The 24,635-nt window shown below is 69.4% G+C and carries 18 protein-coding genes and 1 pseudogene; 6 read left to right on the top strand and 13 right to left on the bottom strand.

The window, feature by feature from the left end; genetic code table 11:
- Window positions 1-72: 72 nt before the first annotated feature.
- Complete coding sequence (locus ROY82_01655) at window positions 73-2,409, top strand: glutamine--tRNA ligase/YqeY domain fusion protein (protein MDT3681171.1); 2,337 nt, start codon at window positions 73-75, stop codon at window positions 2,407-2,409.
- Window positions 2,410-2,446: 37 nt separating this feature from the next.
- On the opposite strand, the gene nagA is transcribed toward ROY82_01655, so the two are convergent.
- A complete protein-coding gene (gene nagA, locus ROY82_01650) occupies window positions 2,447-3,565 on the bottom strand; it encodes an N-acetylglucosamine-6-phosphate deacetylase (protein ID MDT3681170.1) in 1,119 nt (372 codons plus the stop codon).
- 111 nt (window positions 3,566-3,676) lie between these two features.
- Here nagA and ROY82_01645 point away from each other — a divergent pair, with 111 nt between their 5' ends.
- Entirely contained in the window at window positions 3,677-4,264 is a 588-nt protein-coding gene (locus ROY82_01645; GenBank protein MDT3681169.1) for a DoxX family protein, read from the top strand.
- A 402-nt stretch (window positions 4,265-4,666) separates the two neighbouring features.
- Here the strand turns inward: ROY82_01645 and ROY82_01640 are convergent.
- Window positions 4,667-4,858, bottom strand: a pseudogene (locus ROY82_01640) (cold-shock protein).
- Between the two features lie 213 nt (window positions 4,859-5,071).
- Here ROY82_01640 and ROY82_01635 point away from each other — a divergent pair.
- A complete protein-coding gene (locus tag ROY82_01635; protein MDT3681168.1) occupies window positions 5,072-6,034 on the top strand; it encodes a serine hydrolase in 963 nt (320 codons plus the stop codon).
- Between the two features lie 27 nt (window positions 6,035-6,061).
- Here ROY82_01635 and ROY82_01630 read toward each other — a convergent pair whose 3' ends face one another.
- Window positions 6,062-6,322: a hypothetical protein gene (locus ROY82_01630; protein ID MDT3681167.1), complete on the bottom strand. Its 261-nt coding sequence runs from the start codon at window positions 6,320-6,322 to the stop codon at window positions 6,062-6,064.
- Window positions 6,323-6,420: 98 nt separating this feature from the next.
- On the opposite strand from ROY82_01630, the gene ROY82_01625 reads away from it, so the two are divergent.
- Complete coding sequence (locus ROY82_01625; protein ID MDT3681166.1) at window positions 6,421-7,104, top strand: hypothetical protein; 684 nt, start codon at window positions 6,421-6,423, stop codon at window positions 7,102-7,104.
- Here ROY82_01625 and ROY82_01620 read toward each other — a convergent pair.
- From ROY82_01620 to ROY82_01605, 4 genes are all read right to left on the bottom strand, one after another.
- Complete coding sequence (locus tag ROY82_01620) at window positions 7,101-9,959, bottom strand: UvrD-helicase domain-containing protein (GenBank protein ID MDT3681165.1); 2,859 nt, start codon at window positions 9,957-9,959, stop codon at window positions 7,101-7,103. The genes ROY82_01625 and ROY82_01620 overlap by 4 nt on opposite strands.
- Before the next feature lie 10 nt (window positions 9,960-9,969).
- Complete coding sequence (locus ROY82_01615; GenBank protein ID MDT3681164.1) at window positions 9,970-12,318, bottom strand: hypothetical protein; 2,349 nt, start codon at window positions 12,316-12,318, stop codon at window positions 9,970-9,972.
- 77 nt (window positions 12,319-12,395) lie between these two features.
- Window positions 12,396-12,824 carry a hypothetical protein gene (locus ROY82_01610; GenBank protein ID MDT3681163.1) on the bottom strand — a complete coding sequence of 143 codons (429 nt, stop codon included), beginning with the start codon at window positions 12,822-12,824 and terminating at the stop codon, window positions 12,396-12,398.
- A 119-nt stretch (window positions 12,825-12,943) separates the two neighbouring features.
- Entirely contained in the window at window positions 12,944-15,037 is a 2,094-nt protein-coding gene (locus tag ROY82_01605) for a thioredoxin domain-containing protein (protein MDT3681162.1), read from the bottom strand.
- A 197-nt stretch (window positions 15,038-15,234) separates the two neighbouring features.
- Between ROY82_01605 and pdxH the strand changes: the two genes are divergently transcribed.
- On the top strand, window positions 15,235-15,870 hold the full coding sequence (gene pdxH / locus ROY82_01600; protein MDT3681161.1) for a pyridoxamine 5'-phosphate oxidase: 636 nt from the start codon (window positions 15,235-15,237) through the stop codon (window positions 15,868-15,870).
- A gap of 4 nt (window positions 15,871-15,874) precedes the next feature.
- On the opposite strand, the gene ROY82_01595 is transcribed toward pdxH, so the two are convergent.
- The 5 genes from ROY82_01595 to ROY82_01575 all read right to left on the bottom strand — a co-directional run bounded on the left by ROY82_01595 (window position 15,875) and on the right by ROY82_01575 (window position 22,314).
- Window positions 15,875-16,879 carry a peptidylprolyl isomerase gene (locus ROY82_01595; protein ID MDT3681160.1) on the bottom strand — a complete coding sequence of 335 codons (1,005 nt, stop codon included), beginning with the start codon at window positions 16,877-16,879 and terminating at the stop codon, window positions 15,875-15,877.
- Between the two features lie 111 nt (window positions 16,880-16,990).
- The gene (locus tag ROY82_01590) at window positions 16,991-17,899 is read right to left on the bottom strand and encodes a DnaJ domain-containing protein (protein MDT3681159.1); all 909 of its coding nucleotides are present in this window, start codon (window positions 17,897-17,899) and stop codon (window positions 16,991-16,993) included.
- Window positions 17,900-17,986: 87 nt separating this feature from the next.
- Window positions 17,987-18,652: a nucleotide exchange factor GrpE gene (locus ROY82_01585; GenBank protein MDT3681158.1), complete on the bottom strand. Its 666-nt coding sequence runs from the start codon at window positions 18,650-18,652 to the stop codon at window positions 17,987-17,989.
- A 78-nt stretch (window positions 18,653-18,730) separates the two neighbouring features.
- Window positions 18,731-20,635 (bottom strand): molecular chaperone DnaK, encoded by a 1,905-nt coding sequence (gene dnaK, locus ROY82_01580; protein ID MDT3681157.1) that lies wholly within the window; start codon window positions 20,633-20,635, stop codon window positions 18,731-18,733.
- Window positions 20,636-20,871: 236 nt separating this feature from the next.
- Window positions 20,872-22,314 (bottom strand): serine hydrolase domain-containing protein, encoded by a 1,443-nt coding sequence (locus tag ROY82_01575; protein ID MDT3681156.1) that lies wholly within the window; start codon window positions 22,312-22,314, stop codon window positions 20,872-20,874.
- A 126-nt stretch (window positions 22,315-22,440) separates the two neighbouring features.
- Here ROY82_01575 and ROY82_01570 point away from each other — a divergent pair, with 126 nt between their 5' ends.
- Entirely contained in the window at window positions 22,441-22,725 is a 285-nt protein-coding gene (locus ROY82_01570) for a YciI family protein (GenBank protein ID MDT3681155.1), read from the top strand.
- 43 nt (window positions 22,726-22,768) lie between these two features.
- Here ROY82_01570 and ade read toward each other — a convergent pair whose 3' ends face one another.
- Window positions 22,769-24,496 carry an adenine deaminase gene (ade, locus tag ROY82_01565; protein MDT3681154.1) on the bottom strand — a complete coding sequence of 576 codons (1,728 nt, stop codon included), beginning with the start codon at window positions 24,494-24,496 and terminating at the stop codon, window positions 22,769-22,771.
- Window positions 24,497-24,635: the final 139 nt, after the last annotated feature.

The raw sequence follows: 24,635 nt of genomic DNA, 5'->3' as shown, positions 1-24,635 counted from the left end.
GTGGTGCCGGTCTCACGGTGGCGCTGGTGATGCACCCCGCTCCCACCGGACCACCCTAGGAGCCTAGCGATCGTGGAAGCCCTTCCAAAGCCGCGAGTACCCGCGTCCGACGACGAACGGACCGTGAGCCCGAACTTCATCACCGACATCATCGACCGCGACATTGAGAGCGGCGCCGTCAGCCAGGTCGTCACGCGCTTCCCCCCAGAGCCAAACGGTTACCTGCATATCGGGCACGCCAAGGCCATCTGCCTCGACTTCGGCATCGCGCGCGATTACGGCGGCATCACGTTCCTGCGCTACGACGACACCAACCCGGTTACCGAGGACCCCGAGTACGTGGCGGCAATAGAACGAGACGTGCGTTGGCTCGGTTTCGAGTGGCACGACGTTCGCCACGCCAGCGATTACTTCGGTCAGCTGTACGACTTCGCGGTACGCCTCATCGAAAGCGGCGACGCCTACGTAGACAGCCTCGACGAGGACCAGATCCGCGACTACCGCGGCACCGTCACGGAGCCCGGGCGCAACAGCCCGTTCCGGGGCCGGAGCGTGGAGGAGAACCTGGACCTGTTCTCGCGCATGCGTGACGGCGAGTTCGGCCCCGGCGAGCACGTTCTACGCGCCAAGATCGACATGAGCGCGGCCAACATGAAGCTCCGCGACCCGATCCTCTACCGCATCGTGGACGCGGTTCACTACCGCACGGGCAGCGAGTGGCCGATCTACCCCATGTACGACTTCGCGCACCCACTGTCCGATGCCATCGAGGGCGTATCGCACAGCCTCTGCACCCTCGAGTTCGAGAACAACCGCGACGTCTACGACTGGGTCCTCGATCACCTCGTCGAAGGACCACGGCCGCACCAGTACGAGTTCGCTCGCCTCGTCCTCGACCACACGATCGTCAGTAAGCGCAAGCTCATCCGCTTGGTCAGGGAGGGCGTGGTAGCGGCCTGGGACGATCCGCGCATGCCCACCCTCTCGGCGTTGCGCCGCCGCGGCGTCAGGCCCGAGGCGATCCGCGAGTTCACCAACCGCGTGGGCGTGGCGAAGGCGAACAGCCGCACGGACATGGCGCTCCTCGACTCGAGCATCCGCGACGACCTGAGCCCGCTCGCGCCGCGCGTGATGGCGGTCCTCGAGCCCCTCAAGGTGGTGCTGACCAACCTTGCGGAGGACACCGACGTCCAGCTCGACGCCCCCTACTGGCCCCCCGACGTACCCGGTGAGGGCAGCCGCGAGGTACCCCTCACCCGCGAGGTGTTCATAGAGCGCTCCGACTTCGAGGAACACCCGCCCGCGGGGTTCAGGCGCCTGGCGCCCGGCCGCTCGGTCCGGCTCCGCCACGGCCCCGTCATCCGCCTGGACGAGGTAGTAACGGACGCTTCGGGCGCGCTGCTGGAGTTGCGGGCCCATGCTTTCGACGAGGAGCTGGGCGCCAACCCTGAAGGTGTCAAGGTCTGGGCCGCCATCCACTGGGTGTCGGCCACGAAGGGCGTGCCCATGACGGCGCGCCTGTATGATCGCCTGTTCTCGCCGGCCGACCCCGAGGCAGCGGAGGGCGACCTCCTAGACCACGTGAACCCGGACGCCCTGACCGAGGTGCGCGGCTTCGTGGAGCCTAGCGTGGTCGAAGACCCCCTCGACCAGCGCTACCAGTTCGAGCGCCTCGGCTACTTCTGGCGTGACCCCGCCGACGGCCGACTTCCTGGCAAGCCCGTGTTCAACCGCATAGTGGCCCTCAAGGCCTCTAGGTCCAAGCCTGCCGGGCGCGGCACCCGGCACCCGGAGCCTGCCGCCATCGAGCCCGCGGCGCCGGTCGGCGTCGGTAGTGAGCCGGCCGCCCCTGAGTTCGACCCCGCCGAGCTGGAACCGGTTGCGCGCCGGCGCTATGACTCGCTGACGGCGAACCAGGGACTCCCTGACCACGACGCCGCCATCCTAGCTCGGCACGACGACCTGTACGAGTTCTACGCCGCAACGACCGACGCCGGGGCCGCGCCGGGGACGGCCGCCAACTGGGTCATCAACGACGTGGCGCGGGCGCTGAAAGCTCAACCCGAGTCGCGCTTGACGCCCACCGCGCTCGCCGAACTGTTGCGCCTGGCGGATGACGGGACGATCACGAACCGCGTGGCCAAGGAGCTCTTCGAAGAGGTGGCGAGCGCGGGCAGCTCGCCCGCGGCCCTGGTGAGGGAACGCGGCCTGGAGACGCTCGCCGACGAAGGCGCCTTGCGCGCGGTCATCGGCTCCGTGCTGAGCGCCCACCCGGCAGAACTCGCGGCGTTCCGCGGCGGCAAGCTCGGACTGAAGGGCTTCTTCATGGGCCAAGTCATGCGGGCAACCAGCGGCCGCGCCGAACCAGAGTCGGTCCGGCGCCTGTTGGACGAGGCATTGGCGGGCTAAGGGCGCAGACCGCCGCTCAGCACGACCCGGGCACCGCTCAACGCAACCGGCGGCCCGCCACGTACACGTCCTGCACCCGCAGGTCCGCGCCCAAGACGACCAGGTCGGCGCGCCTGCCTACGGCGAGCTCGCCCCTGTCGGCCAGACCCAGGTAGCGCGCGGGGACCCCGGAGAGGGCCCGGCTGGCGGTGGGCAGGTCCACGCCGCCGAACTCCACGGCGTTGCGTAGCGCCTGATCCAGCGTCAGGACGCTCCCCGCCAGGTTGCCGCTTTCGAGCCGCACGGCGCCGTCTTTCACCATTACCCTCTGCCCCCCCAGTTCACTGACGCCCTCGGCCATGCCACAGGCGCGCACCGCGTCGGTGATCAGGTGGAGATGCTCCGGTTTCGCGGCGAGCGCCGCGCGGAAGCTGGTCGGGTGAACGTGGTGCAGGTCGAGTATCAGTTCGGCGTACGCTTCCGCGTCGGCCAACGCGGCGCCCACCGCTCCCGGTTCGCGGCTGCCGAGCTGGCTCATGGCGTTGAACAGGTGGGTGAACCCCACGGTGCCGCGGCTGCCCCGCACGACCTCGGTGACGAGAGCGACCTGCTCGGCCGTGGCGACCGTGTGCCCGAACGACACGCGCACGCCCGCGGCGGCGAAGCGGGCGGCGGCCGTGGAAGAGTGCTCGAGTTCGGGAGCCAACGTCACGAGCCGCACCACCCCCGTTTCCAGCACTTCGTCGACCAGGTCGGGCGTGGGCACGAGCGCGAACGGGGGTTGCGCGCCAAGCCGGTGCGGGCTGATGAAGGGCCCCTCCAGGTGGACGCCGGGCAGGTCGGGCATGACGTGGCGGCTCCCACCTGCCTTGACCTCTGCCACCCCCGCGAGAGCACCCATGACCTCTCTCCACGGGTTGGTGATGGTCGTGGGCAGCAAGGTGGTCACGCCGTGCCTCAGGTGGAACAGCGCCATGCCGGCCACGCCATCGGCTCCATCCATGGTGTCGAAGCCACCGCCGCCATGCACGTGGGTATCCACGAAGCCCGGCAGGATGAACGGCAACGCACCGCCGCCCTCGGCTTCGACTTCCACCGCCTCTATCGAGGTGCCGTACTCGATGACGCCGCGGAAGAGTCCGTGGCGTAAGACGAGCGTCCCGCGCAGCTCGGTCATCGCCTGGTCCTAGCTGCCTTCATCGCGTCCAGGACATTAGTACCGGGCCTCGTGTCCCTGTACGGGCACGGCCCGCCACTGGATACTGGACGACGAAAGGGGCTGAGGAGCATGGCTAACAGCAAAACCACCTTCTACCCTGAACCGCGGATCAGCAAGTTCGTATTTGCGTCGAAGTACATGGCGCCCTTCTGGACGGTCGTCAGAGTCTACCTGGGTTGGCTCTGGTTACAGGCCGGTTGGCACAAGGTTACGGACCCCAAGTGGGTCGGGGCCGACGCCGGCACGGCGATCTCCGGTTTCCTCAGGCGCGCCGTCGGCCTGTCGCAGGGCGAATCCCCCAGCGTTACGGGCTGGTACGCCTGGATGATCGAGAACCTGTTCCTGCCCATGGCGACCTTCATGTCTTACGTCATCGCGTTCGGGGAGCTGCTGGTGGGCATCGCGCTCATAGTGGGCTTCCTCACCGGCGCCGCGGCCTTCTTCGGCGGTCTGATGAACGTGGCCTTCCTCCTGGCGGGCACCCTCTCCACCAACCCGATCATGTTCTTCCTCGCCACCTGGCTCGTGCTGGCCTGGCGCATAGCGGGCTACTACGGCCTCGACTACTGGGTGCTCCCTTACCTCGGGGCGCCGCGGGGTGACTTCGATGACGACAGCGAGGGCCGCAGGACGGTGCCGAAAGCCGTCAAGGTCTGACGAAGGTCGGCGGCTACCCAGGCAGGCATGCGCCTGACCGACTCCACCGACCAACTCCACTGACCAACTCCACTGCTCAACAGTGCGCGGGCCCGAATACCGGGCCCGCGCTGCACGTTCAAACGATTGGTTCGTCCTCGCCCTGGCTCAGTAACGCTCCCTGCGACCCCCACCGCGGTCGTTGCCGCCTCGCCCCCGCGAGCCGCCGCGATCGTTGCCGCCACGGCCGCGGTCACCGCGGTCACCACGGTCGCCTGGTCCCCGGTCGCCGGGGCCGCGGTCACCGGGAACGCCGGTATCGAAGGCACGATGGCCAGCCGACGGTCGGTCGCCGAACGACCGCGGTTCGCGGCCACCGCGGTCGCCCGCGCCCGGCCGCGGCGCCGCGGCGCTCGTGACCACGACGTTCTGAGCCTGCGGTCCTTTCTGGCCCAGTTCGACGTCGAACGAAACGACGTCATCCTCGTTGAGGGACCGGTAGCCTTCTCCCCTGATGGCGGAGAAATGCACGAACACGTCCGCCCCGCCATCGTCTTGTGCGATGAAGCCGTAGCCCTTCTCGCTGCTGAACCACTTGACCTTGCCTGTAGCCATTGCCATCCCTACTGGCCCGCCCCGCGTCGGGGTGAGGGCTCTCAGTTGATACCGGGCGCGGACGAGTGGCTCGCCCTTGACCCGGAGCCGCCGGTGTCTCTTCGGCACCTTGGTCGGACGACTGAAGTTTAGGGCCTGGAGGCCCGGGCCGCAAGATGGTCCGCGGATGCTTTGTGCAACAATCGGCTGCAAGCGTAAACCGAGGTGACGGGTATGCGGCAACCAGACCACGAACGAGACCCCGAAGGAGTTTCCGGCACCGCGTTGGCGCCCGACCTGCGGGCCCGCTTCGAGCAACTCGAGCGTGTGCTCGGGGGCCTCGAGGCGCCCAGTGGAGAGACCCTCGACCCGGGCGAGGACGCCGTGCCGGGGAGCTTGGCCGTGGTGGCGTACCCGCTCGTACCCGGTGGTGACCAGTCGGACGTGACGGTGGCTTACCGCCCGCACGAAAGGTTCCCGTCGGCCAGCACCATAAAGGTTTACGTCTTGCAGGCCCTGCTCGAGAAGGTGGCCGCCGGCGACGCCGACCTGGACGACGAGTTGCCGGTAGCCGCCGAGGACATGGTTTCGGGCTCGGGCGTGCTCAAGACCCTCATGCCGAACCGCTACCGGCTGCGCGACTTGGCCACCCTCATGATCGTGGTGAGCGATAACACCGCTACCAACGTGCTCATGGAGTTCCTGGGCGTGGACGTCATCAACGCCTCCGTCTTGGCCCACGGGTGGACGGGCACGCATAGCGCGGGCAAGCTCCAGGTGGCCCAGACGGTCGGCGAGGGCAAACGCGTCGCTTCGAGCACCACCGCGGCCGACCTCGCCGACTACTTCGCCCGATTATGGCGGGGCGAGCTGTTGCCGCCACTCCTGACCGAGGAGGCCCGGGCCATATACCGCAAGCAGCAGTACGGTGAACTCGGCCGGAGCATCGCCTACGACAGCTACCTGGCTTCCATCGGTGAGGCGCCGTGGCGCATAGCCTCGAAGAGTGGCTCCATAACCGGCGTGCGCAACGATGCCGGCGTGTTCGAGCCCCTGGCAACGGCCCGCGCCGGTGCCGCCCCCTTCGTGGTTTCTATCATGACGAAGGGCTGCGTCGACGGCCGCTTCCACTCGGAGAACCTTGGCGCGAAGGTGGTCGGCTGGGCCGCCGCCGCCGTGTTCGAGCGGCTCTCCTGAGTCACGAGGCTTGCGGCCGTGAACGGATCATGCCGACAGCGTTCTCTCGAGTTCGATGCGTACGAGCATCTCGTCGCCCATGGGCAACACCCACCAGCGCCGCGCCATGGCGTGGAAGACGCCGGCATTGCTCCTCACCTCCAGCGCGTGGCCCGTGCCGCACAACTCGATCAGTCCGAGCAGTTCCGTGACCTGCACGGCCGTCTCCCACATAAGTCCTCGTTCCTCGTCTACGACGAATACTCCTTGCCGGCCTCCGACCGTGGCTTCCTCAGGTATGGCGTCCATGGACCCAGGATGGACCGGAGAGGCGCGCGGTGTGTTCGCGCCCTAGGCTGCTGCCTAGTGGGAGTCGGTATGACCCCGGCGAAAGTGTCCCCGGCGCCGTGAGCGTCATAGGTTCGCTCAACGAGTCGGCGCTGCACGCTGAGCTCAAACGCCTGAGCGCCCCGCCAGGAAGCGCCTTCGAGGTGCAGGTCGGTGGTTACGTGATCGACGCGGTGTGTGGCGGCCTCCTCATCGAGATCCAGACGCGCAACCTGGGCGCCATGCGCGAGAAACTGGCCGCTCTCCTGCCCGAGCACCGCGTGAGGGTGGTGTTACCCGTTGCCCACACGCGGTGGCTGGAGAAGCTCCACCCCGACGGCCGCGTCGAGCGACGCAAGTCGCCCAAGCGGGGCCGAGTGGAGCAGCTCTTCTCCGAACTGGTCTCTGCGCCCGGCCTCTTCGAACACCCCAACTTGGAGCTGGAGGTGGCCCTGGTCGAGGAGGTCGAGAGTCGACGCTTCGAGGCGGGCAAGGCCTGGCGGAGACGGGGTTGGGTAGTGTGCGGACGCCGGCTCGAGCGCGTACACGAGCGGGTCGCCTTCCGTGAGCCGGCGGAACTGCTCACGCTGTTACCGTCCAGCCTAGAGGAGCCCTTCACGACGGCGGAATATGCCGCGCACGCGCGCCTTCCACGCCGCCTCGCCCAGCAGGCCGCCTACTGCTTGCACGCATTGGCGCTCGTGGAACGTGTGGGAAAGTCCGGCAACGCCCACGTCTACCGACGCGTGACGCGCGGCGGCTAGCCGGGTCCTCCGAGTCCGGCGCGTTCGAGGGCGTCGGCCAAGTCATGCGTCCGGGGTTCGATCAGCCGGCCGTGCCGCAAGAACACCAGCCGGCCGCGAGGCCGCACTCCCAAGGCCCTCTCCGTCGCGTTCAGGTAGTGCCCCAACTGGACGTAATACCGCTCGGGTGCCAAAAGCTTGTCCGTCTTGTAATCGTCCAGGTACCACTCGCCGTCTACCTCGTAGAGGCGGTCCACGACGCCCTCCCAGACCGTGCCACCGAGGCTGACGGCCAGCGGCAGCTCGGCGCGGTCGACACCTCGGTCACCCAGCGCCGGTAAGGCCTGCCCCAGCATGCCCCAGTAGTGACCCAGCAGCTCCAGCACCTCCTCCACCAACTCGGTCTGTTGCGCCCGGTCGAAGGGCGCCAGCACCTCCTGCGCCAACAGGGTGCTCCTCGTTGAGGGATCGTCCGGGCGCCAGTCGTGGCCGATGGCGAAGTGCGTGAGCGTGCCGCGGGCCCGGCCCCAGCCCACGCGGCCACGCTCGAGTTCGTCCTCACCGGCGCTGCGCTCTGCAGGCGATAACGGCTCGTCGGCCTCGTATTCCATGTCAGGCCGGTCGACCCTGTCGGTCCCGTCGCCGTCGGTGACCCCGGTGACCTCGGTGGCCTCACCGGTCTCGGTGGCATCGGTCGCGCGCAGCCGGGCCAGGGCGGAGGGACTGACGACGGGCGGCAGCGCGGACTTCTCGCGCCGGGCGTCCAACCACGGCGCGGGGGGAAGCGCCCCCACCGGCACCTCGGGTTCGCCGGCCATGAGAACTTCGGGCGGCGAGTAAGGCAGCCGTTCCAGCGTCACGCCCGGCAGTGCGCCCGCGCCTTCCAGACCGAGCTCGAGTAGGGTGGCCAGCCACACGCCGGGGCGCCGGCCCATGCTGGCCGTGAGCACGAGCGCATCGCGGGCGCGGCTCGCGGCCACGTACAAGAGGCGGAAGGACTCCTGTTCATCCCTAAGCCTGGCCTCCTGCTGGGCCTGCTCGAAGTCCGGCGAGCCGGCCAGGCGCACGGCGCCGCTCCCCGGTTCGACCAGGAGCGTCGAGTGACGATTGGAGCCCCAGGCGCCGGCATCGAACAGTCCGACCACCCGGAACTCGAGTCCCTTGGAGGCGTGGATGCTGAGCAGCCGGACGCCCTCGCCACCCTGTGGAACGTCGCCGGCCTCGGCCTGGCGCGCCAGGAGGTCTAGGCGGTCCAGGAAGAGCGCCACGTCCCGCGGCGGCTGGCCGGCCATCTCGAAGAGCAGCGCGTCGACGTTCTCGCGACCGCGCCGCGTCAACAGTTCCTGGAACCGCTTGCCGCCCAGGAGCGGCTCGCGCAAGATGCCCTTGAGGGCCTCCAGGGGCGTGGCGCGCGCCAACCTGGCAAGCCGCGCCATGCGCCCCGCGACGGCCGGGAAGCGCTCGATGAGCCGAGTCAGCCACTCGCTGGGGTCCAACCGCGCCAGCTCGGCCATCTCGGGCAGGGTGAGGCCCGCGAACGGGCCGCGCAAGAACGGCAACAGGCCCGCACCCAGCGGGCCGGCGCCGACCGCCAGGGCGTGGCGCAGGTCGCGGACCTCGCTGCGCTCGTAGTAGCCGCGCCCCTGTACGACGAACGCTGGCACTCCCCTACCGCGAAGCGCCGCGGCCACCCTGGTCAGAGCACCGTGGCTCCTGGCGAGCACCGCCATCTCCTCATAAGCCACGCCGCGGCGGAAGTGTGCCTCCAACCGCTCCGCCAACACTTCGGCCTCGCGGTCTCGCAACACGTCCAGTCGTTCGCCACCCTCGATCACGACCAGCTCCACGCTGCCAAGAACGTCGGCCTGGTCACCGGCGCCCGTCACGCTCGGGGCCTCGCGCGGCGAGAAGCCCAGGTCCTGCTCGGCCAGCTTGGCGGTTAGACGGTTGAGGAAGGCCACTGGGGCGCGCGCGTGGCGGCGGCTTTCCCGGAGCGGCGGCTGAAGGTCACCGGCCAGCTCGGCGGCGTCCAGCGCGCGACGGAACACCGCCACGTCGGCGTTGCGGAAGCCGTAGATGGACTGTTTCGGGTCGCCCACCAGTCCGAGTCGCGCGCCCGCAGCGGCCAACCTCTCGAAGAAGGCGCCCTGGAGGGGGTTCACGTCCTGGTACTCGTCCACCAGGACGTGCGGGAAACGCTCGATCAGGCGCGACGTCGCGAGCTGCCGGTCCAGCATCTTCAGCGCGCGCCGCTCCACTTCCCCGGGCGCCAGGCTCGTTGCCCCTAGCCTTGCGTCGTACCTGGTCAGTGCCGCACGGTACATGGCTTCGAGCGCCGCCTCGGTGGGCGAGCTTCCGAAGACCAGCTCGGGACCAAGCGAACGCTTGGTGAAGAGCTGCAGCAACAGTTCCGCCGCCGCGCCGCCCAGGACGGCCGCCGCCTCGTGAAGCGGATGCCCCCGTTTCTCTGCCAACATGAGAAGGCCCGCGCACTCCTCCTCGAAGAGGGCGGCCGCCTCCCACTCGCCCAGCAGCGCGAAGTCGGGGTCGAGGCCCAGGTTGGGAGCGTTGAGGCGCAGCCCGGCGATCATGAAGCCGTGGATGGTGCTGAGGACCGCCCCCTCGAGCTCGTTGTGGGCGCGCTCGAAGAGCGCCCGGTCGCCCGCTGGGGCGTAGTAGCTTCCGAGGAAGCTGCCGCGTTCCAGCACCTCCTCGATGCCGCTCGCCACGCGCTGGCGCAACTCGTCCGCGGCGGCGCGCGTGAACGTCACTCCCGCCACCCGGCCGAGGGGCACGCCCGCGTCGACAAGCTCGAGGTAGCGCTTGACCAGGCTCGTCGTCTTGCCGGTGCCGGCAGAGGCGACGCGAACCTTCACGCGGGCACCATCAGCGGACGCCCTCGCGGCAGATGTCGAAAACAGGGCAGGTGCGGCAGATGAAACCAGGGTTGGGGCGCACCTCTCCCCGGCTGAACGCGGGCAGGGTCTGCGCTACCAGGTGCCGCTTGGAAGACACGCGGCGCCACCCCCGCTTCACCCCAGATGGGGCTATGTCGATCGGCGCCGCGCCGATGGGCCATACGACCACGTGGACCTCGTCCACGTTGAACGCGGGTTGCGCGAAGAGGGCACCCACCGCCCAGTACTCGCTCCAGCGGTTCGCCAGGGCCTGCTCGGCGCTCTCCGCGTCCCACGCCGCCGACCACGGCACGAAGCGGTAGATGGTGACCCGGAACCGGCCGCTCGGCAGCACGGCCTTCTCCGTGGCGTGCAGGTACGCGGCGGCGAAGCCCTCGCGCCCGCCCAGTACCACCCCGTACGTAAGGCGCGTGAGCGCGGTCGCATGCTCGTTCAGCCAATCCGCGTAGGTGGGGTGGTCGCCGGCCAGTTTCCAGAGGCTCGTCCGTGTCCACCGGCCGCCCCTTTCGCGAAGCAGGTCCGAGCGCAGCCGGCCCGCCTCGTCCTCTACGGCTTGCAGCAGCCCGGCGGAGCGCATGACCCCCTCGCCCCAGAGGCGGAACGAGCAGTCGTGATAGCGCCTGAGGCTCTCGACGTAGGGCTCGCCGAAGTCGACGTTGGAGAGGTCGGGTTCGAAGGGGACGCGCTCCGCCAGTTCGAGCCGGCTGCCGGCGGGTACGGGGGGAAGCTCGGGCGGCTCGGCGGGGCCGAACAGCGCCTCGTCCAGCACCAGCTGGCCCGCCTGATCGGCCCTTGGGGCCGTGACGACGAGGCGCGTCGCGCGGTGCAGGAGTTCCTCTGCCACGCCCTCGCCGCGGCCCTGAAAGCGCCGCGGGAGGCCCAAACGCTCGAACGCTTCGGCCAGCTCCACGCGGGCTTCCTCTGGCAAGAAGTAGTCCTCGCGCTCACCGGCACCGTACGCGCCCTCCACGGCGCCGACGACGTAGGCCTTGGCGTAGCGCCGGCCCGAGACGAGCTTGGCGTCCAACAACGCCACCCCGGCACCCTCTCGCCGCGGCTGGCGTGAGTCGAGGAGGAGCGCCTTCCACCAGGCGCGGAACCCGTCGCCCGCACCGAGCCTGGCGGCCTCCTGAGCCTTGGCCAGGGCCCGCTCGACGACCTCGAGCGGCGCTTCCGGCAGCGCCTCCCGAATCAGGTCGCGCGCCCACTCGACCGGGTCGCCCCGCACCTGCAGGCGCTCCCGCCACCTGTTCCAAACGTCGAGGAGGTACACCTTTCGGCGCGCGAGCTCCGTGACCGCCTCGCCGCCGGCCACGCCGGCCTCCAGCGTCAACCGTCCGAGTTCGGCCAGTTCCGGCACCGCGAGGAGCCGCGTCGGGGTCGGCTGCTCGGGCAGCTCCAGGAGATCGACGAGCACGCGGCCGGGCCCCTCGTCCGCCAGGGCAAGCGGCGTCTCGTCCATCAGTGGCACGCCGTACTCCTCGGCCAGCGCGACCAGGGCGCGGGCGCGGCCGGGAGGGGCAACGATGGCCAGGTCGAGGGGCTCCATGCCGCCGGCGAAGAGGTCCTGTTTGACGGCGCGCATGACCCACCGCCCCTCCTCCACGGGGTTGGCGGCGGCGTAGCGCTCTACCCTCACGTCGTCCCTGCGTGGCAGGACCTCGTCGGCACTTACGCCCGGCGGAAGGTGGGGCAGGCTGAGGCGGAGGGGGACGTGCCGCGAGAGACCCCGCAACAGCCGGAGCTCCAAGGGGCCGACCTCACGCAGGCCGTCCACGATAACCAGGTCGGCCTCGACGACCACCTCGTCCGTGGAAACGAGGTCGACTGCCGCCAGCCGCGCGTCGTCGTAGTCCCACACGCCGTGCATATCGTCCTGGTACGCCCGGTACACGCGCGCGAACCGCCGTTGCTCATGGTCCGCCGCGAGGAGTTCGTAGTCACCTGGCGTCACGGCGAAGCGCTTGGCCTCGGCGATGGCGGCCGCGAACAGGCGCGCCTCCCCTGGCGTCGGGAACGCGTGGTTGACCTGGTGGAGGGCCTCGACCACGCGCACCAGCCTCGCCGTGCCCACCACGAGAGGTTGCAGCGTCGTCGCGGCGCTCAGCAGGCGGTAGTAGAGCTGTTGCGCGCTCATGAACTCGAAGCCGAGCGCGGCGTAACCGTCCGCGGTCAGGCGCCTCAGGAGGTGGGCGCGTTGGGAGGGGAGGCCGACCCACCAGACGCGCCCGCCCGAGTCGCACACCTCCCTGGCCTCCGCGAGCAGCCGGGTGGTGCGGCCGGAGCCAGGTGGACCGATGATGACCGCTAGCCCCACCCGGTCATCATACGGTCGGCCTCTCGTTGTGGACGACGTTCGGCTGGCCTACGGCCGTGCCGCGGTCGGCGCCCCGCTCAGAACAGCGGCCGGCCCCACGGGATGGCGGCGAGGACGATCAGTAGGCCGATGGTGTAGAAGATGGCGGCCTGAAGCGGCGCGTCCTTGCGCTTGCCGCGCGCGGCGCCGATGTGCACGACGATGGCTGCTATGACCATGCCGACCAGGTGCTCCGCCACGTAGAAGCGGATGGCGGAGTCCTTCATCGCGGCGCCCATGTCGGAGAACGCCGCCCGCGTGATGGGGCTCAAGAAAGCGTACAGGACGATGCCGACCAGGACCTGCAGGTCGAAGACGCCCGTGAAGAGCCGTCCGAGGTTGCGTTGCGGGGGCGTCCAGCGGGCCTTCGACGCCACGCCGGCCCACGCCATGATGATGGCCGCCAGCCCGACGATGAGCACGATCCAGCGAAGGTAGTTGTGAAGTGTGAGTACGAAGTCGTACATGGTCCTCCAGGGTCGAACCGCGCCCAAGTTACGTGCAAGCGGCGGCGACAGCGCCTTCAAGCATCGGCCACCGGCACCGCGGGTGTCAAACTTGACACGTTCGAGCCTCCGGGTAGGAACTACTTTCGAGCCGACACGCTTGAGCCGAATCCTGCGCCGAGTTGTTCCGCCAGTTGCCCAGCGGTACTTACCGGAAGGCGGCACGCCCCACCCTCACACACGAACGCCTCGGCGGCGCCACGCTCCAGTGCGCCCAGGCGCCCCTCCGCGAGCGGCAGGGCCGCCAACTCGCCACCGGAACCGTCCAACACGAGGATGAGCAAACCGCGCGACCGCCCTCCATGCACCTCGGCCAGCATGGCCTCCAGGGCGGCCTCACCTCTCCGGCCCACCACGACGACCTCCCGCGCCGGAGAAGCCTGGACCTTCAGTAACGAGAGGCTCGAGGCGAAAGCCTGCGGCGCCTGGGCGATAGCCTCGCCCATGCCGGCCACCGCGGCCTCGGAGGCGGCCAGCGCCTCCCCGTCGTCGCGGTAGCGAGCCGCCCACCAGACCAGTTCGGCGGCGGCCGCGTTCTCGCTTGGCGTGGCGGCGTCGATGAAGCCCTTCGGCCGCACCAGCAACGGTTCCGCGTCCACCGCGGTGCTGAAGTAGCCGCCCTCATCGGGGTCGCCGAAACGCTCGCTGACGGCGTCGGCAAGGCGCAGCGCCCACCGCAAGTGGGCCGCGTCGAAGGTGGCGCGGTAGAGGGCCAGAAGGCCAAGGCCAAGGTAGGCGTAGTCCTCCAGCAGGCCCTCGACCCTGAGCTCCTCGCCCCGTCGCGAGTGCCACAGGCGCCCGTCCACCCAGGCCGTCGCCCTCAACGATGCGGCCGCTGCGCGGGCCAGTTCGAGCAGGCGGGGCTCGCCGAGGCCCACGCCGGCGTCGGCCAGGGCCCCTATCATCAGCCCGTTCCAAGACGAGAGGACCTTGTCGTCGGTACCCGGCCTCACGCGCCTCGACCGGCTACCCAGGAGGCGGCGCGCGGCTTCCTCGACCACCAGACCGACCTCGTCGACGGGGCGGTCATTCGCGCTAGCCAACTCGGCGACCGTGGCCGCGACGCGCGGCACGCTCGCGCCGTCCACGGGGCCCACGGCCCGCACGCCGAAGTGTTCCGCCGCCAAGCGCACGTCGGACTGGGGCATGCCCTCCAGCACGGTTTCGAACTCCGTGAGCGTCCAGACGTAGTAGCGGCCCTCCTGCCCCTCCGACTCGGCGTCCAGCGCGCTGTAGAAGGCGCCGTCAGGGGCCCTCATCTCCCGCACGAGCCAGTCGACGATCCGCCCCGCCGTGACCGAGTAGCGCGCCTCGCCAGTGATGGCGTAAGCCAGGGCGTATGCCCGCAGCAGGCCAGCGTTGTCGTAGAGCATCTTCTCGAAGTGAGGCACCTGCCAGGCGGCGTCGACGGCGTAGCGGAAGAAGCCGCCGCCGAGCTGGTCGCAGATCCCGCCCCGGCTCATCGCGTCCAGTGCCCGGAGGGCCACGCCCTGCGCAGCTTCCTCAGGCGACTCGAGCAGCAGCCGCAACGCCTCGTGCGAGGGGAACTTGGGTGCGCCACCCAAGCCGCCGTTGGCGTGGTCCTCTAGACGTGCGAGCCGCCGCAGTGCCTCGCCATACAGGTCTTGCACCGCCAGTGAGGCGCCGTCACCCTGAACGGGTGGCGCGGCCAGTCGCCGCAGGGCCGAACTCAGCTCGGCGGCGGAGGCCTCCACGTCGCTCCGGCGCGTCCGCCACGCAGCGACCAGCGACGTGAGCACGCGAGTGAACGACGGCGTGCCGGGGCGGTCGTTGGGCGGAAAGTACGTGCCGCCGAAGAAGGGCTCGCGGGAGGGCGTCAGCGCCATGGTGAGCGGCCAGCCGCCGCTCCCGGTCATCGCCTGCAGGGCCGCCATGTAGATGGCGTCGACGTCGGGGCGTTCCTCGCGGTCCACCTTCACGTTGACGAACTCGCGGTTCATGAACGCGGCAACTTCCGGGTCACGGAACGACTCGCGGGCCATGACGTGGCACCAGTGACAGGTCGAGTAGCCGATGGAGAGCAGCACGGGGCGGTCCCCCGCGCGGGCCCTCGCGAAGGCGTCCTCGCCCCACGGGTACCAGTCGACCGGGTCGTGGGCGTGTTGCCTCAAGTAGAGGCTGGGTTCATGCACCAAACGGTTCGGCTCGGCCATACGTCCGAGGGTAACGCCGGCGGACGCCGCACTCCTCCCCCGAAGAGACGGCGCCCGCCGCTGGGTGCTATGCGCCGGCAGGGTGAGCGCTGCAGAGTGACAAGGGTACGCAAGGAATCGCCGGCGCGCACGGCTACGTTAACAGGCAGTGACTGACCGGGCTCTGACTCGAGACGTTACGCGGCTAGAGTATACGCATGGAATTCGATGACCTTCGCCGCGCCTACCGAGCAGGCAGCCTGAGTAAGGCCGAACTCACCGCGGACCCGATCGACCTCTTCAGGGAGTGGCTGCAGCACGCCGTGGACGCCAGGGAACTGGAACCGAACGCGATGGCGCTCTCCACGGTCGGGGCGGACGGGCGCCCGAGCGTGCGGTTCGTGCTGCTCAAGCACGTGACGGCGGAGGGCATCACCTTCTTCACCAACTACCAGAGCAGGAAGGCGGGCGAGCTCGACGCCTCGCACGTGGCAGCGGCCGCGTTCTGGTGGCCACAGCTCGAGCGGCAGGTGCGCATCGAAGGCACCGTGGAACGCGTGCCCCGGAGAGTCTCCGAAGAGTATTTCCGGTCACGGCCATACGGCTCGCAGTTGGGGGCGTGGATCTCGCCGCAGTCGCAGCGCCTTGCAGACCGGGACGAGCTGGAGGCCCTCGCGGCCGAGATGCGTGGCCGCTTCCCCGAGGGCGCGGTGCCCTGTCCACCACACTGGGGCGGCTACCTTCTCAGGCCCGAGCGCGTCGAGTTCTGGCAGGGGCGCGAGGACCGGCTCCACGACCGCTTCCTCTACTCACTCGAGGGAGGTGCGTGGAGCGTCGGCCGCCTCGCGCCCTGAGCGCTTAGCGAGTAGGCAGGTTCTCGGGGTAGGTGATGACACCCGCGCCCTGCACTATCCCGTCGACGACGGCCTGCGTGGCCATAGCCACCGTGAACTCCCGGGCCGTGTCCTTGACTTCGTCGAAGGGCTTCACGCGCGCCAAGTGGTGGTCGTATACGAGCACGACGTGGTAGCCGAACTGGCTCGCCACCGGGCCTACGGCCTGCCCGATGGGGGCGTCGACCACGGCGGCCTGGAACTCGGGGATCATGTCGCCCAGCCCGAAGCAGCCGAGGTCGCCTCCCCTGTCCTTGGTCGCGTCGGTGCCGTACTTCGCTGCTAGTTCCGCGAAGTCCGCGCCGCCCTCGAGTTGCGCCAGCACTTCCTGGGCCACCGCCTCTTCGGCAACGAGGATGTGGCGGGCACAGTACTGCTCGGCCTCCGTGAAGCGGCCCCGCTCGGCGAGGTAACGCACGCGCACTTCGGGTTCGGTCACGGTCGCCGAGACCTCGGTTCGGATCTGCTCCAGCAGCTGGTTGATGACGTCGGATTCGGTGACCATCGAGCGCAGGGCGGCCTCATCGGGGAAGCCGGCCTCATGCACCACCGTCTCGAACTCCTGGCCCTCCGAGAGCCCGGCCTTGATACGCTCCATCGTCGACTCCAGCTTCTCCATGTCGGGAGTGATGCCCCTGCGCTCCGCTTCTGCCGTGAGCGCCACTTCCTGCACGCGCTGGTCTAGGTAATAGGGCAACAGGCTCCAGAGGCTGCTCTCGAACTCCTGGCTGTACGCCTGGCCCTGCTGGGCGGCCACGCCGCGCAGGGTCACCCCGAAGCGCCAGGCGATCTCGCTGGCCCGCTCCTCGTGAGAGCCGAGACGGATGACGACGGGGTCGGCGGCCGACGGTTCGGCGGCGGGCGCCGTGCCCGACTGTGCGAGGGCGCCTGGAATGCTCAGTAGTAAGGCGAAGGCGAACGCGAAAAACGCGCGCGCCCGGATGGCACGAGTTGCCGGTTGGAAAGTCATGGGAGGAAGGCTAACACTTGGGCGTTGACCCGCGTCGAAGGCGGCCTACGCGTTCGCCGGTCCGACGCGGCGGCCGGCGCGAGCTTCGTGGGAGTGACGGGCGAGCCGTCGTCAAGCGACGGGGGTGAGGTCCCGCAGCTTCTGGTACAGCTCGCGCTGGTCGGCCGTCAGCTCGCCGGGCACCTGCACCCGGACTTCGGCGAACTCGTCGCCCCTCTCGCCGCCCGCGCCGGGCCAACCCTGGCCGCGCAACCTCAGAACGCGCCCCGTGGAAGACCCGGGGGGAAGGGTCATGTCCACCTCGCCGTCGAGGGTGGGCACGCGCACGGTGCCGCCGAGGGCCGCCAGGTAATCGGGAACCCTGAGCTGCACGTGCACCGAGTCGCCCTCCACCCTGAAGGTGGGGCTGGGCAGGTGCCGGATCAGGAGGATGAGGTCGGCGCCCCCTGGCGCTTGCCCGCGCAGGCGCAGCTTGGCGCCGTCTCGGACTCCTCGCGGGAGTGTCACCTCGAGGCTCTTGTCACCCACGCGGATGGTGGTCGGCCCGCCCCGGAAGGCGTCTAGGACGCCAACGTCTAGGCGCGCCTGGACCGTCCTGGGGCGCGGGGTGCCGAAGTCGAACGGGTCCGCGCCGGCGGCGTGACCGCCCATGCTCGAGACCCGCCCGCCGAAGTCGCCTCTCACGCCGCCGAAACCGCCGAACAGCGACTGGAAGAAGTCGGAGAAGCCGGCGAACTCCTCGGGCGAGACGCTGCGGTATTGTTGCGCCCCCCCGGCCGCCGCGAAGGGCGGCACGTTGCCACTGGTCCCGTACTGGTCGTAGAGCTTGCGCTTCTCCTCGTCGGCCAGGACCGTGTAGGCCTCGTTGATCTCCTTGAACCGCTCTTCGGCGCCGGGGTCGTCGGGGTTGCGGTCAGGGTGATGCTTGGCGGCCAGCTTCCGGAACGCGCGTCGGATCTCCTCCTTCGTCGCGTCCTTGGCGACTCCCAACGTCTTGTAATAGTCCTTGTACGCCGCCACGCTAGCCTCCCACGGGCCCTACGGGCGCCCGACCCGGGAAGCCCGAGCCCAGCCGGCGCGAGGTCGGGGGCACGGGCCCGGGCCCTATCAGTCGCCCTCCTGGCCCGCGACTACTATCACTCGCGCCACGCGCACGAGCCGCTCACCCTTGACGAACCCCGGCTCGAATACCTGAGCTATCGTGCCGGGCTCCTTTCCCGGGGAGGGCGGCACGGTCGTAAGGGCCTCGTGCAGGTGCGGGTCGAAATGTTCGCCCACGAGACCGACGCGGTGGATGCCGAGGCCCGCCAGCTGTCGCTCGAGGTTCTCCTTCACGAGTTGGACCCCGGTGACTATGCTGGCCGGATCGTCGGACTCGGCGGCCACCGTTAGCGCCCGCTCGAGGTCGTCGTAGACGGCAAGCACGGGCATCAACGCCTCGTCGAGGCCGGCATCGCGCGCCTGCTCGACCTCCCCGATCAGCCGCCTGCGCATGGTGTCCATCTCTGCTCGTGCCCGCAAGAAGCGGTCGTTGGAGGCGGCCAACTCTTCCTCGAGTGCCTCGCTCTTCTCGCGCACGCGCTTGAGCTCACTTCGTAAGATGTCGGCCTCCGAATCCGCGCCCTCTTGCGGCGTCTCTACCTCCGCGGCCGTGGGCGCGACGTGGTCTTCGAACGGGTCGGTCGGCGCTTCGGTGTCGATGGTGGGGGCGCCGGCGCCCGCACCGGCATCGCCGCCCTGCCTGGAGCGCTCGTCGTCAGTCGTGTTCGTCATAAACGTCCTGGTTCCGGCCCGGGCGTGCGGGCGGTGCGACCGCCCTCACGCCCCGCGGGCCTGGCGTCAACCGGCGTGTCAACCGGCGGGCTTGAACTCCGCGTCGATCACGTCGTCGTCTTCACCCGCTGGCGCCTGTGGGCCGCCATCGTCCTGGCCCTGCTGCTCGGCGGCGCTCTGTTGCTCCGCTGCGACGCTCTGGCTGAACGCCTGTAGCTTCTCCGCCAGGTCCTTGGCGATGCTCTCGAGTCGGTCCTTCGTGGTCAGTTCGGAGTCGAGCGCCTGCTGCGCCTCGCCGATCAGGTCCTCCACTGGCTTCTTGTCCTCGGCAGAGGCGCCGGCGGCTTCGTCCAGGGCCTTGCGGGCCTGGAGCTTGAGCCCGTCCAACTGGTTCTTCGATTCGGCCAGTTCCTTGGCGGCGCGGTCCGTCTCTGCGTTGGCGGCGGCGTCCTTCACCATCCGGTCGACCTCGTCCTCGCTCAAGGTGGTGGTGTTCTGGATGGTGATGCTCGCGGCCTTGCTGGTGGACTTCTCCTTGGCGGTCACGTGCAAGATGCCGTTGGCGTCCATGTCGTAGGTGATCTCGATCTGTGGCACACCGGCCGGCATGGGTGGGATGCCGTCGAGCTTGAAGCGCCCGAGCGACTTGTTGTGAGCCGCCATGGGCCTCTCACCCTGCAGGACGTGCACTTCCACACCCGTCTGGTTGTTGTCGGCGGTCGAGAAGACCTCAGACTTTCTTACCGGAACCGTAGTGTTGCGGTCGATCAGCTTGGTGAAGACGCCGCCCTTGGTCTCGACCCCTAGGCTCAGCGGCGTGACGTCGAGGAGCACTATGTCGTCGACGGTGCCGGTCAGCACCCCGGCCTGCACCGCGGCGCCCAGCGCCACGACCTCGTCGGGGTTGACGGACTGGTTGGGATCCTTGCCGAGGATGTCCTTGACGATCTTCTTGACGGCCGGCACGCGGGTGGCGCCGCCCACCAAGATGATCTCGTCGATGTCCTTGGCGCCCAACTTGGCATCCTTGAGGGCCTGCTCGAGGGGGCCGCGAACGCGCTTGAGCAGCGGGTCGATCAGCTCCTCGAACTTGGAGCGCGTCAGCTTGGTGTCGAGGTACAAAGGCGTGTTCGACGCCGGATCCATGGAGATGAACGGCAAGGAGATGGTGGTCTCGGGCAGGCCCGAGAGTTCGATCTTGGCCTTCTCGGCCGCCTCGATGAGGCGCTGCAAGGCCTGCTTGTCCTTGCGCAGGTCTACGTCGTACTGCTTCTTGAAGTCATCTGCCAGCCACGCGACGATGGCGTAGTCCATGTCGGAGCCACCCAGGTGGGTGTCGCCGCTCGTGGAGCGGACCTCGAAGACGCCGTCGCCGACCTCGAGCACGGACACGTCGAACGTGCCGCCGCCCAGGTCGAAGACCAGGACCGTCTCGTTGCCCTTCTTCTCCAGGCCGTAGGCCAGGGCCGCGGCCGTCGGCTCGTTGACGATGCGCAGAACCTCGAGGCCCGCGATGCGGCCGGCGTTCTGCGTGGCCTCGCGCTGCGAGTTGTTGAAGTAAGCGGGAACGGTGATCACCGCCTTGGTGATCGTTTCGCCCAAGCGTTCGCCCGCGTCCGTCACGAGCTTGCGCAACACCATGGCCGAGATCTCCTCGGGCGTGTACTGCGTGCCCTCCACGACGAAGCGCACGCCGCCGTCGTCGCCGCGCACGACCTCGTAGGGCGCGCGCTCGGCCTCATCCTTGATCTCGTCCCAGGTGCGGCCGATGTAGCGCTTGATCTCGAAGAGGGTGCCCTTGGGGTTGAGCACCGCCTGGCGCTTGGCCACCTGTCCTATCAGGCGCTGTTCACCCTTGAAGGCGACGACTGACGGCGTTGTGCGGTTGCCCTCGGCGTTGACCAACACCGCCGGCTCGCTGCCTTCCATCACCGCGATGACACTGTTCGTGGTTCCGAGGTCGATACCTACGGCTTTTGCCATGTTCTTGGCTCCTTAAGGGGGTCCGAGCCCTGGCCCCTGGGCGGGTTGATCCGATGGGTCGCCCGGCGACGCGGACGCCTGACATCTTGTAGCATGAAACTTGAGCAGACCAGGCGCAGGCTCGTCACTAACCACGAGTATAGCGGGAGAATCGCTTCGTTGTCAAGAGATATGAGCGTGGTCATATCAACTTTGTAGTCGCGGTGGCGTGGGCGGGTCCGCTACAAGGCCGCGGTTCAGGCCGGCCGCCGATCGAGCCAGCGCATCGCGTACTGAACGGCGCTTGGCGGCCCGCCAGCCACACCCGGCGCGCCGCCCACGAACCGCCCGCTTTCCCAGCCACCCGACCCGTCCACCAACACGAACTCGCCCGCCGGCAAGAGGGCAACGCGGCCGTTGGGGGTGGCCTGTTCCCCCACCAGGGCGATGAGCGCAGCGCCGCTCCGAACCAGCTCCAAGCGGCCCCATGGCTCGCCGGACTCGTAAACACCGGCCAGTCGCCGGGTGGTGGGCTCATCCAGCACAGTGCTCGGGGTCCCGAAGGGCGGCTCATCGAGGGGCCGCCCCAGGTAAGCGTTCACGGCCGCATGCCAGAGCCGCTTGACCGGTACGTCGTCAAGGTTGGCAAGCACCGCCACGCCCAGCCCGAGGTCGGGCACGCCCCCCAGGTGAGACGACACGCCCTTGAGCGAGCCGCCGTGGCGCCACAGCGAGTGTCCGCGGTAATCCTCCCGCAGCATCCAGCCCAGGCCGTAGGCCGTGAGGCGTTCGGCCCAGGCGCGGGGCCTGAAAAGCTCTCTCAGCGACGCGCTGCCGACGGCCGGACGCCCCTTCACCGGCCATAGCAGGTGCTTCAGGTAGGCCTCGAGGTCGCGCGCGCTCGCCTTGAGGAACCCGGTGGCCAGGTAGGCGGGCGCCTCCTCCCACTTGGGCGAGTGGATCACCTCACCCTCCGGGGTCGCCGTGTACAACTCCGTCAGGTTGCCTCCCGCTCGCAGTCGCTCCGTGAGGAAACCCGCCCCCGACAAACCTAGTGGGCGCAGGACCTCTCGTGCCACTACTTCGGGGTAAGGATCGCCCGTGGCCGCCTCGACGACTGCCCCCAGTAACGCGAAGCCCTCGTTGGAGTAGCTGAGCACTGCCCCCGGACCGCCCAACGCCGGCCGCTCCCCCTCCGCCAGATAGGCGAGCAACGCCTGGTGGTCGTTCAAGGCCGGCGCGCCGCCGTAATCGCGGCCATTGAACTGCTCGGCCGGGTCGCCCGCCTGGCTCGGCCTGATGGCGTAATCGAGGCCGCGAAGGGGCGGCAGTCCGCTCGTATGACTGGCCAGGTGCCACAGCCGCACCGCCTCGCGGGTAGCCAGACCCGGGTAGGAGAAGCCGGGCAGGAACTTGGTCACCGGGTCTTCCAGGCTCAAGGCGCCTCGCTCCTGCAACGCGAGCAAGGTGATTGCCGTGAAAGACTTGGTGAGAGACGCCAGGCCGAAGAGCGTTACGGGCGTTACGGGCTCGCGGCCCTCGAGGTTCCTGAACCCGCAGCCGCGCTCGTACGCCGTCTCGCCGTCCTTCACGATGGCCACGGCCGCGCCAGGCACCTTGTGCCGTTCGAGGAAGTCGGCCGCGAACGCGTCGAAGCGCTCGAGCCAGCCGGCCGCGGGCCTCTGCTTCTCGGCTGTCACGGCGCCTGCCCGCTTGGGGGGAGTCCGCCGCGTAAGTCGTCGCCCATGGACGAGGAGTGTAACCTCTGAGGAAGCGTACCGAACGGCCTCAAACAGGCGCCCGGGATAGGCGCAATGGGAGGAAACATGCTCTACCTGATCGTGGCTCACGACGGCACCGACCCGGAAGCGCAGGCGCGGCGTGCTGCCGTCCGTCCCGCTCACCTCGTTGGCGCCAAGCAACGCGCGGACGCCGGCCTCATGCCCCTGGGCGGCGCCATCTTGAACGCGGCCGGCAAGATGGTGGGCTCGGCCCTCGTGGTCGAGGCCGAGACCGAGGCGGCGGCCCGTGCGATCGTCGAGAGCGACCCGTATACGGAGTCCGGCGTGTGGGTCAGGTACGAAATCTGGCCCTTCAAGCGGGCCTTCTGATCGGCGCGCCAGTCGGCCGCGCCCAGGCGGCAGGCAGAAGGGCCTAGGCGCCGGCGCTGAAGGGCACCAGCCTGCGGGCAGTCACGTCCACCAGGCCCAGGTCCGTCAGCCGCAACTCGGGGATGACCGCCAGGCCCAGGAAGCTCAGGGCCATGTAGGGCGAGGGCAGCTCGCAGCCGAGCGCGCGAGCCGCCGCGTCTAGGTCATCGAGCAAGTCGCGCGTTTCTTCCAGTGACAGGTCCGTGAGCAAGCCGCCGATGGGAAGCGGCAGCTCCGCCAGGACGGCGCCCCCCTCGAACGCCACCAGCCCGCCGCCCAGCTCCCGCAACCTCGAACAGGCACCCAGCATGTCGGCGTCGGTGGCGCCGACGCACATCAGGTTGTGATGGTCATGACCCACGCTGGAGGCGAGCGCTCCCCGCCCCATGCCGAAGCCGCTCACCAAGCCCACGCCGACGCCGCCGCCCTTGCCGTGGCGCTCCACGCAGGCGAGCTTGAGCAGGTCTCGGGCGGGATCGGCCACCACGAGGCCCTCCTCTACTGTCGGTAGCGCCAACTCACTGCGCGTCAGGATCTGGTTGGGGATAGCGCGTATGACGCGCACCTCCCCCGCCGGGACGCTCAGCCGGAAGGACTCCTCGCTTAGCCGCGCCGGCCGCACGCTGCGAAGGAGCGCCGCGGGAACAGCCTCCCCGGCACCCCAGCGCGCGCCCCCCGGACCGCCTTCCAGCGGAACCCCATCGCGAGCCACCAGGACACCGTCCTTGAACACCAGCTCCGGCGTGGCCGTGAGGTCCTGGCAAACGGCCAGGTCAGCGAAGTACCCGGCGGCGACGGCTCCCCGGCGGGGCAGGCCGAAGTGGTTGGCGACGTTGTAACTGGCGCACCGCGCGGCGTAGGCGGGGTCCGCGCCGGCCTTCACGGCCCGCTGCACCAGCAGGTCCACACCGCCCTCGAGCAGCAGGTCGTGAGGCAGTCGATCGTCGGTGACGAAGCCGACGCGGTCGCCGTTGCGGGGGTCGACGAGCGGCATGAGGGCGTCAAGGTCGCGCGTGACCGAGCCCTCCCGGATCATCAGGAAGGCGCCGGCACGAAGCTTCTCGCGCCCTTCTTCCAAGGTGGTGCTTTCGTGATCGGAAGCTACCCCACTGGCGAGGTACGCCTGCAGCCCCGCTCCGAGCAGGGACGGTGCGTGGCCCTCGACGCGCAGCCCGCGCGCCTCGCCAAGGAACGCCTTGCCGAGGACCTCCTCGTCCCCGGCTATCACGTCGGAGAAGCTCATGAGCTCGGCCACGCCGACCACCCGCGGGTCCTCCATAAGGCGCTCCATGGCGGCAGGACCGAACTCCCCCCCGATGGTCTCGAAGGGGCTGCTGGGGACGCAGCTGGGTACGGTCACCCACACGTCGAACGGCAGCCGGGCACTGGCGTCCAAGAGCCAACGCACGCCCTCCTCGCCGGCAACGTTGGCAAGCTCGTGAGGATCACACACCACGCCGGTCACGCCGCGGGGCAGGAGACAGCGGGCGTATTGGGCCGGCGTCACCAAGGAGGACTCGAGGTGCACGTGACCGTCGATATACCCGGGTCGCAGGAGGGCACCGCCCAGGTCGTGGACCTGCTCTGCCTCGGGGTAACCACCGGGCACGCGCGTGAGCACGGCGGCGATGAGGCGGCCGGCCAGCAGCACTTCTCCGTCGACGAGCTCGTTGGTGAACACGTTGACGACGCGTGCGTGCGCCAGGCGCGCCGTGGCGGCCGAAACGCCCATGGCCACCTCGATCGCTCGCCGGATCTCCGACGGGCTGACGCCGGCCGCGCCCGACGGATCGTGACCGCTCAGGGTCCGCGCCCCCGGTGGCCGTCGAGCCTAGGAGTCGTCATCCACCTTGAAGACCGCATGTTCGAAC

Origin of the sequence: Truepera sp. (assembly GCA_032027045.1) — a bacterium.
Classification (GTDB): domain Bacteria; phylum Deinococcota; class Deinococci; order Deinococcales; family Trueperaceae; genus JAAYYF01.
The sequence above is the reverse complement of the archived record's forward strand: the minus strand, read 5'-3'. Positions and strand labels throughout refer to the sequence as shown.